This window comes from Aquabacterium sp., from assembly GCF_021768455.1.
GTDB lineage: Bacteria > Pseudomonadota > Gammaproteobacteria > Burkholderiales > Burkholderiaceae_C > Aquabacterium.
In genome coordinates this window covers 1-8,383 of the sequence record NZ_JAIZVX010000167.1, presented here as the reverse complement: position 1 = coordinate 8,383, position 8,383 = coordinate 1, and the positions used below count along the sequence as shown (strand labels likewise).

General features: G+C 65.9%; 9 protein-coding genes. 7 read left to right on the top strand and 2 right to left on the bottom strand.

All coding sequences use genetic code 11. From position 1 onward, the window contains the following. Positions 1 to 1,296: DUF3362 domain-containing protein (locus QZ994_RS17125; RefSeq protein ID WP_290874478.1), on the top strand; the 1,296-nt coding region annotated here is incomplete at its 5' end. A gap of 73 nt (positions 1,297 to 1,369) precedes the next feature. Here QZ994_RS17125 and QZ994_RS17120 read toward each other — a convergent pair. Next, entirely contained in the window at positions 1,370 to 1,891 is a 522-nt protein-coding gene (locus QZ994_RS17120; protein ID WP_290874475.1) for an OmpA family protein, read from the bottom strand. Between the two features lie 86 nt (positions 1,892 to 1,977). Beyond that, positions 1,978 to 2,331: a hypothetical protein gene (locus QZ994_RS17115; protein WP_290874473.1), complete on the bottom strand. Its 354-nt coding sequence runs from the start codon at positions 2,329 to 2,331 to the stop codon at positions 1,978 to 1,980. 278 nt (positions 2,332 to 2,609) lie between these two features. Here QZ994_RS17115 and minC point away from each other — a divergent pair, with 278 nt between their 5' ends. From minC to QZ994_RS17085, 6 genes are all read left to right on the top strand, one after another. Further along, positions 2,610 to 3,368, top strand: a complete 759-nt coding sequence (gene minC, locus QZ994_RS17110; protein WP_290874470.1) for a septum site-determining protein MinC — start codon at positions 2,610 to 2,612, stop codon at positions 3,366 to 3,368. A gap of 45 nt (positions 3,369 to 3,413) precedes the next feature. Further along, positions 3,414 to 4,229, top strand: a complete 816-nt coding sequence (gene minD, locus QZ994_RS17105; protein WP_290874467.1) for a septum site-determining protein MinD — start codon at positions 3,414 to 3,416, stop codon at positions 4,227 to 4,229. 3 nt (positions 4,230 to 4,232) lie between these two features. After that, positions 4,233 to 4,493, top strand: a complete 261-nt coding sequence (gene minE, locus QZ994_RS17100) for a cell division topological specificity factor MinE (RefSeq protein WP_290874464.1) — start codon at positions 4,233 to 4,235, stop codon at positions 4,491 to 4,493. Between the two features lie 102 nt (positions 4,494 to 4,595). Next, on the top strand, positions 4,596 to 5,363 hold the full coding sequence (locus tag QZ994_RS17095) for a ParA family protein (protein WP_290874461.1): 768 nt from the start codon (positions 4,596 to 4,598) through the stop codon (positions 5,361 to 5,363). Between the two features lie 205 nt (positions 5,364 to 5,568). Further along, on the top strand, positions 5,569 to 6,321 hold the full coding sequence (locus tag QZ994_RS17090) for a hypothetical protein (protein ID WP_290874458.1): 753 nt from the start codon (positions 5,569 to 5,571) through the stop codon (positions 6,319 to 6,321). 183 nt (positions 6,322 to 6,504) lie between these two features. Next, the coding region (locus tag QZ994_RS17085; protein ID WP_290874456.1) for an ATP-binding protein at positions 6,505 to 8,383 on the top strand (1,879 nt) is incomplete at its 3' end.

The following is an 8,383-nucleotide window of genomic DNA, read 5'->3' as shown; positions in this document are numbered from 1 at the left end:
GCCGACGAGAACGGCAGCCACGACCACGCCACCAAGATCCCCGCCTGGGAGATGATCCGCTTCAGCGTGAACATCATGCGCGGCTGCTTCGGAGGCTGCACCTTCTGCTCCATCACCGAGCACGAAGGCCGCATCATCCAGAGCCGCTCCGAAGACTCGGTCATCCACGAGATCGAAGAGATCCGCGACAAGGTCAAGGGCTTCACCGGCGTCATCTCCGACCTGGGCGGCCCCACGGCCAACATGTACCGCATCGGCTGCCGCTCGCCCGAGATCGAGGCCGCCTGCCGCAAGCCCAGCTGCGTCTACCCCGGCATCTGCCCCAACCTCAACACGCACCACGGCCCGCTGATCAAGATGTACCGCCGTGCGCGCGAACTGCGCGGCGTCAAGAAGATCCTGATCAGCTCGGGCCTGCGCTACGACCTGGCCATCAAGAGCCCCGAATACATCAAGGAACTGGTGAGCCACCACGTGGGCGGCTACCTGAAGATCGCGCCCGAGCACACCGAAGGTGGCCCGCTCAGCAAGATGATGAAGCCGGGCATCGGCACCTACGACAAGTTCAAGCAGCTTTTCGAGCAATACAGCGCCGAAGCCGGCAAGAAGCAGTACCTCATCCCCTACTTCATTGCCGCCCACCCGGGCACGTCTGACGAAGACATGATGAACCTGGCCCTGTGGCTCAAGCGCAATGGCTTCAAGGCCGACCAGGTGCAGACCTTCTACCCCAGCCCCATGGCCACGGCCACGGCCATGTACCACTCCGGGCGCAACCCGCTCAAGGGCATCAGCCGCGTGGAGGGCAAGGGCGAGCGGGTCGACATCGTCAAGGGCGAGAAGCGTCGCCGTCTGCACAAGGCCTTCCTGCGCTACCACGACCCCAACAACTGGCCGCTGCTGCGCGAGGCCCTCAAGGCCATGGGCCGCGCCGACCTCATCGGCAACGGCCAGCACCACCTCATCCCCTTCTACCAGCCGATGACGGATGGTGGCTACGAGAGCGCGCGCCGCAAGAACTCCACCGCCACGGGCACCAGGACCTCGGTGGTCACGGTCGGCCGTGCGGGCCGCGCACCCAGCAAGCGCCTGCTGGACGCTGCCGAGTCACCCGATCCGCGCGGCATCGGCCAGACCACCCGCCCGCCCCACAAAGCAGGCGGTGGTGCAGGCAAGACGCCCCAGCGCGGCCAGATCCTGACCCAGCACACCGGCCTGCCCCCGCGGGACAACGGTTCGCGGCCGGCTCGCCCTGGCAGCAAGCCCGGCGGCATGGGGCGCAAGAAACCGCGCTGAGGCGCACGCACACACCGTCAGGCAAGCCTGCTCAAAGGCGTGCCGCCTCAACAGGGCCCTCGGGCCCTGTTGTTCATTCTGCGAGGCTGATGTCGACCCGTCGGGCCTGTTTGGGCGTGCCGCTGTCCAGCGTGAGCTGTGGCTTCTCGAAACGGATGCGCTCGGGCGGCACCCCGGCCGCGAGCAGGGCCTCGCGCACGGCCAAGGCCCGGCCTTTGGCCACCTCGGCGTTGGTCGACGCCGAACCCGATGCGTCGTGGAAACCGGAAATCACCAGCGAGCCTTCGGCGTGGCGCCCCAGCACCGACACCGCAGCTTCGATGGCTTCGCTGCCCTCGGGAGGCACGGCCGTCTGGCCCGACGCAAAAAACACCTGATCGACCAGGGTCTTGCGCAGGATGAGTTCGGCCCCGCTCATCGGATCGGCCGGCACACCGGCACCTGGCGGAGCCGATTCAAGCAGCTGGGCCATGGCGAGCGCAGACGGCGGCGCGGCCTGGTGCCGGCTGTACGCCAGCACCCCCACGACCACGGCGGCGACCACGCCCCCCACAAGCCAGAAAGCGGCTCGGCTCGATGTGTCGGTGTCGGACATTCGTTTCCCCTGTGACGGATTGCATCAATTGGGAACGAAGGTAGCGCAGCCGACCCGATTTGCCAAGCCGCTGGCGAAAACCCGGATCAGGGCATCAACAACACCGAGGGGTGCTTTTTCCAGAGTCGGCGCAGCAGGCCCATGGTGGCGGGCACCAGCGCCTGCACCGCGTACCAGACCAGTTCCCGGCGGGGCTCCACCTGCTGGCTCAGCGCCCAGTGCACCGCCTGCCAGCCGGCCCAGTCGACCTCGACCAGGTGGTCGCGCAGCGGCTGGCTGAACTGTCCCAGGGTGTGGGACATGGTGAGCAGGGCCTGTTCGACGGCCGCCAGGGTGTTGGGGCTCCCGAAGAGTTCGGCCTCTTCCTCCATCTCGGCCAGGAGGTTGGCGATGTCGTGACCACACTCGGTGGCCACGCTGACAAGGGCGTGGTGTTGCACTTCGGGTCTCCGCGAAGCTGTAGACAGGTCCATGCTAGCCACGCCACGCACCCCACGGGTGCCCCACACAGATGTCCCAGCACGCCGCTGGGGCGTCCAGACGCCCAAAGCGTGATTCCTGCTCGGTGCGCCGCAAGCCCCGTGCACGGGGAACATGGCACGCGGGGTGGACCAGCCTGCATGAGCATGGCCGCACGCCCGCACTCGGGCCTGTGACGCGCCGCACGATCCGCACCCAACCGTGGCTTAAACTCGTGACTTTTCAGCGCCTCTTGTCCATGTCCGCCGTCAGCCCAGGGAACGCCACCGCCGCCTTCGACCTCAAGAGCGCCTCGCTCACGCTGGTGGCCTTTGTGCTCAAGACGGGCAACCTCGCCTCCCTGGCCCAGGCCATGGAAGAACGCTATGGCGCCACCCCCGATTTCTTCAGCCGCGACCCGGTCGTGATCGACCTGACCCACCTGGCCAGCCTCGACGCCAAGGTCGACTTCGAAGCCCTGGTCCAGCTGCTGACCCGCTTCAACCTGAACCCCGTGGCCGTGCGCGGCGGCACCACCCGGCAGACGGAAGCCGCCCTGGCCGCCGGCCTGGGCGAAGCCCCCGACGCCCACCCCGCCCGCACCGAAACCGTGGTCAAGGAAGTGGTGCGCGAGATCGTGCGCGAGGTGCCGGTGGAGGTCCAGGTCGAGGTGCCCGTGGGCGTGCCCACCCTGATCATCGACAAGCCCCTGCGCTCCGGCCAGCAGGTCTACGCCAAGGGCGGCGACCTGGTCGTGCTGGCCGCCGTGAACAACGGTGCCGAGGTCATCGCCGATGGCTCCATCCACGTCTACGCGCCGCTGCGCGGCAAGGCCATCGCCGGCGCCAAGGGCAACACCGAAGCCCGCATCTTCTCCACCAGCCTGGAGCCTGAATTGCTCTCCATCGCTGGCACCTACCGCACCACCGAGAACCCCCTGCCCGCCAACGTGGTGGGCCAGCCCGCCCAGGTGCGGCTGGAAGGTGACCGGCTGGTGTTCGAGCCCATCTCGCTCTAATTCATTTCTGATCTCAGAAGACTCACATCGAAAGGACCGCCATCCATGGCCAAGATCATCGTGGTGACCTCCGGCAAAGGCGGCGTCGGCAAGACGACCACCAGCGCCAGCTTTGCTTCCGGTCTGGCCCTGCGCGGCCACAAGACCGCCGTCATCGACTTCGACGTCGGTCTGCGCAACCTCGACCTCATCATGGGCTGCGAACGCCGCGTGGTGTACGACCTGATCAACGTGATCCATGGCGAGGCCAACCTCACCCAGGCGCTGATCAAGGACAAGCAGTGCGACAACCTCTACGTGCTGGCCGCCTCGCAGACGCGTGACAAGGACGCCCTGACGCAGGACGGCGTCGAGCGCGTGCTGAACGAACTGGCCGAGCAAGGCTTCGAGTACGTGGTGTGCGATTCGCCCGCCGGCATCGAAACCGGTGCCCTGCTGGCCATGCACTTTGCCGACGAAGCCATCGTGGTGACCAACCCCGAAGTCTCGTCGGTGCGCGACTCCGACCGCATCCTGGGCATGCTCAACAGCAAGACCAAGCGCGCCATCGACGGCAAGGAGCCCATCAAGGAGCACCTGCTCATCACCCGCTACAACCCCAACCGGGTCGAAGGCGGCCAGATGCTCTCGCTGGACGACGTCAACGAGATCCTGCGCGTCAAGCTGATCGGCGTGATCCCCGAGTCCGAGACGGTGCTGAATGCCTCGAACCAGGGCATCCCGGCCATCCACATGAAGGACAGCGACGTGTCCGAGGCCTACAAGGACGTGATCGCGCGCTTCCTGGGCGAAGACAAACCCATGCGCTTCATCGATGCCGAGAAGCCCGGCTTCTTCAAGCGCCTGTTCGGAGGCAAGTAAACCATGGGATTCCTCTCCTTCTTCCTCGGCGAAAAGAAGCAGACGGCCACGGTGGCCAAGGAGCGACTGCAGCTGATCCTGGCGCACGAGCGCAATGGCCGCAGCCACAGCCCCAGCTACCTGCCCGATCTGCAAAAAGAGCTGGTGGCCGTCATCTCGAAGTACGTGGCCATCAACCCGGACGACATCAAGGTGGCCATGGAGCGCCAGGGCGACCTGGAGGTGCTCGAGGTCAAGATCGAGCTGCCCGAAGCCAAGGCCTGATCCAGGTCAGGCACCGTGGCGGGCGACCAGGTCGACCCGCCACAGCACAGACCGTGTTGCAGTGCACAATAGGCTGTCCACAACAGCCAGGGGTGCCTTGCAATGCGGTTTGTCGTTTTCAACCAGAAGGGCGGGGTGGGCAAGTCCACCATCACCTGCAACCTCGCGGCCATCAGCGCCGCCCAGGGCCTGCGCACCCTGGTGGTCGACCTCGACCCCCAAGGCAATTCCAGCCACTACCTGATGGGCCAGGGGCAGGACGACGCCGACTTCAGCTCGGCCGCCTTCTTTGACCAGACGCTGAAGTTCACCGCACGCACCAAGGGTGTCGACGAGTTCGCGATCGACACCCCCTGGGACAATCTGCGTCTGCTGCCTTCGCACCCGCAGCTCGATGAGTTGCATGCGAAACTCGAATCCCGCTACAAGATCTACAAACTCCGCGATGCGCTCGCCGAGCTCGACGGTCAATTTGACCGGGTGTACATCGATACCCCGCCCGCGCTGAATTTCTACACGCGCTCGGCCCTGATTGCGGCCCAGGGCTGCCTGATTCCCTTCGACTGCGATGATTTCTCGCGGCGGGCGCTGTACACCCTGCTCGACAACGTCCAGGAAATCCAGGCCGACCACAATGCCGATTTGAAAGTCACGGGCATCGTGGTCAACCAGTTCCAACCCCGTGCCAATCTGCCACAGCGCCTGGTACAGGAATTGATCGACGAGGGTTTGCCGGTGTTGCAGCCTTACCTCAGCGCCTCGGTCAAGGTGAAGGAATCCCACCAGCTGGCGCGCCCGATGGTGCACCTGGAGCCACGCCACAAACTCACGCTGGAGTTGCAGGCCCTCCACGAGAAACTGGCCGACTGACACCGGCTTGCACCACCTTGTTCGGGGATGGTGCGTGGAGGGGGTGCAAGCCATGCTTGCCACAGGCATTGAAATTGCACATGATGCAAGATCGATCCAGGCAGGGTGAGGTGTCGGTCGCGCCCCCTCTGCTGCCAACAGGTGTGACCGGCCATGTCGTCATGGCGGCGCGCCAGGTGCCAAGTCTGCAGTTCAAGGCTTCAACATGACAGTCACCCCCGCGCTTCCCGACCGGCCTTACAGCCAAAACCCCCTGAGCACCGAGGCGCTGCCCTTTCGGGTGCGCCTCGCCGAGGGACCTGGCGATCTGGCGCGCGCGCTGCACCTGAGAGGGGAGGCCTACGGACGGCACGTGCCCGCACTGGCCCAGCGCCTGCAGCACGCCGAGTCCGATGACCTCCGCCCCGATGCCCTGCTGCTGATCGCGGAGTCGCACGAAACCCGGCAACTGTTGGGATCTGTGCGGCTGATCCACAACCTGCATGGCCGACTCAAAGTGGAAGACGAGGCCCCCCTGCCTGCCCGCTTTCTGGGCAAACGCCTGGTCGAGGCCCGACGCCTGACCGCGCGGCCCGGCATCGAAGGCCGCATGGTGACACCGGCCCTGATCAAGGCCGCTTACGAAATCTGTTTCCACAGCCGGATCGACGAGGCGCTCATCACGGCCAGGGCGCCCGTCGACAAGATGTACCGCATGATGCAGTTCGACGATGTGCTGGGCGGCGCCCGCCTGTCCCTGCCAGACGTTGGCAGCCTCCCGCACGGGCTGTTCAGCCTGGGCATCAGGGAGGCCGAAGGGCGCTGGATCCGGGCACGTTGTCCGCTTTACGGTTTCATGGCCCTCACGCACCACCCCGACATCCGCATTGATTACGACATCGTTCACCACCGATTCAGCGGTCTGTCTCGCGCAGACCTGACTGCGAGCGATCGGCTGCGGTCGACCGTGGCCGCCTGAGGCGGCTCGGCGATCGCCGGAAAAGCAACCTGACTGTCCCCATTAGATGCTTGACAGCAGGACACCGGCCGCCTAGATTGCGGGCGGTGGCTTGAGCCCATGTGGTGAATCCGCGCAAATGGCTCGCCCCTTTGCATTCCGATATTCCCCTTCCACTGTTGGCCGCTGAGAAGTGAGCGCCTGATGGGTACAGCTGTATTTTCGAAACTCGTCCGCGCCTGGGGGCACAAGGGTTTCTCCAACCGCACGCTTGAAGCGGAATTCCTGACGGCCTTCCGCTCTCACGGTGTGCGTTTTCTTTTTGCCTCGAGCATGGTGGCGGCGACGTGTTTCCTCGCCTTCTTCCTCTTCAACGTGCTCTCGGGACGCCACCACCTGAGTCAGCCCAATCAGTTGACCCGCCTGTCGCTGGCCATCGTCTTGCTGGGCTTTGCGCTGGCCGCACGGCGCTGCAAGGCCTTTTTCACGCGGCACTATGCGGTGGCCTGCGTGAGCGCGGTCTGCGTCACCATGCTGGCCAATGGTCAGATCGCGCTGGAAGCCAACCGCCTGCCAGGCCAGCAGCTGGACCTGTACTGGACGCTGACCACCTCCACCGTGCTGGCCACGATGATGATCTACGGCTTCGCCCGCCTGCGCCCCGGCACCACCGTGCTGCTCGGCCTGTTCATGGCGCTCACGGCCATGGGCTTCGCCTCGATGGCGTCGAGCATCGACACCTACGGCTTCCACCGCATGGTCACGCACATCGCGGCGGCGAACATCCTGGGCTACAGCATGTACCGCTTCGCCATGGGGCGCGAGCGCAAGCTCTACCTGCAATCGCGCCGCAAGAACCACGTGGCCGAACTGCGGCGCACCAAGGAAAAGGCCGAGGCCGCGAACCGGGCCAAGACGGCTTTTCTGGCCAACATGAGCCACGAGATCCGCACCCCGATGAACGGCGTGATCGGCGCATTGAGCATGCTCAACGAGGCCTCGCTGCCGGAGCGGGACCGGCTCTTCGTCAAGTCGGCCCGGGATTCGGCGCGCAACCTGCTGCGCCTGCTCGACGAGGTGCTCGATTTCGCCAAGCTCGACGCCCAGAAGGTGAAGCTGAGCCCGGCCGCCTTCGACCCGCGCGACACCGTGGTGGCGGCCTGCGAGGCCTTCGGTGCCACGGCGCTGCAAAAGGGCATCGGCCTGCGTGGTGACACCCACGGGATCCCGGCCGGGGTGAAGTCCATGGTGGCAGACGAGGGCAAGCTGCGCCAGGTGCTGCTGAACCTGGTCAGCAACGCCGTGAAATTCACCCAGCACGGCGAAGTGGCCGTGACCGCCTCGGTGCGCGACCTGGCCGCCGGCCAGGCCACGCTGGTGATCGCGGTCTCGGACACGGGCATGGGGATCCCGCCCTCGGCCATGGAGCACCTTTACCAGCCCTTTTTCCAGGTGGAATCGGGCAACTCGCGAAGCCACGGCGGCACCGGCCTGGGCCTGGCCATCTGCAAGCAGATCACCGAAGAGATGGGCGGCCACATCCAGGCCCGCAGCCAGCAGGGCCGAGGCACCACCTTCGAGCTCACCTTCACCCTGCCCTTCAGCCACGAAGCACCGGTCCCGCATGCCCACGACCTGCGAGACCCCGGCTTCCAGGACACCACCCCGCCCCCGGAACAGGACCTCCGTCTGCAAGGCCATGTGCTGCTGGTGGAGGACAACGAGGTCAACGCCTTCATCGCGACGATGACGCTGGAGAGCCTGGGCCTGCAGAGCAGCCACGCCCGCCACGGCGCGCAGGCGGTGCAGATGGTGCGCGACGCGCGCTACGACGCCATCCTGATGGACTGCGAGATGCCGGTGATGGACGGCTACGAAGCCGTGCGCCTGATCCGCGCGCACGAGGCGGCCCACCCCTCACAGGGCCACACCCCCATCGTGGCGCTGACGGCCCATGCGCTCAGCGGCGACCGCGAGGTCTGCCTGCAAGGCGGCATGGACGACTACCTGACCAAGCCCTTCGATCGGGCGATGCTGGCCGGCATGCTGGCGCAGTGGCTGCCCAGGCAGCAGGCCACGGCCA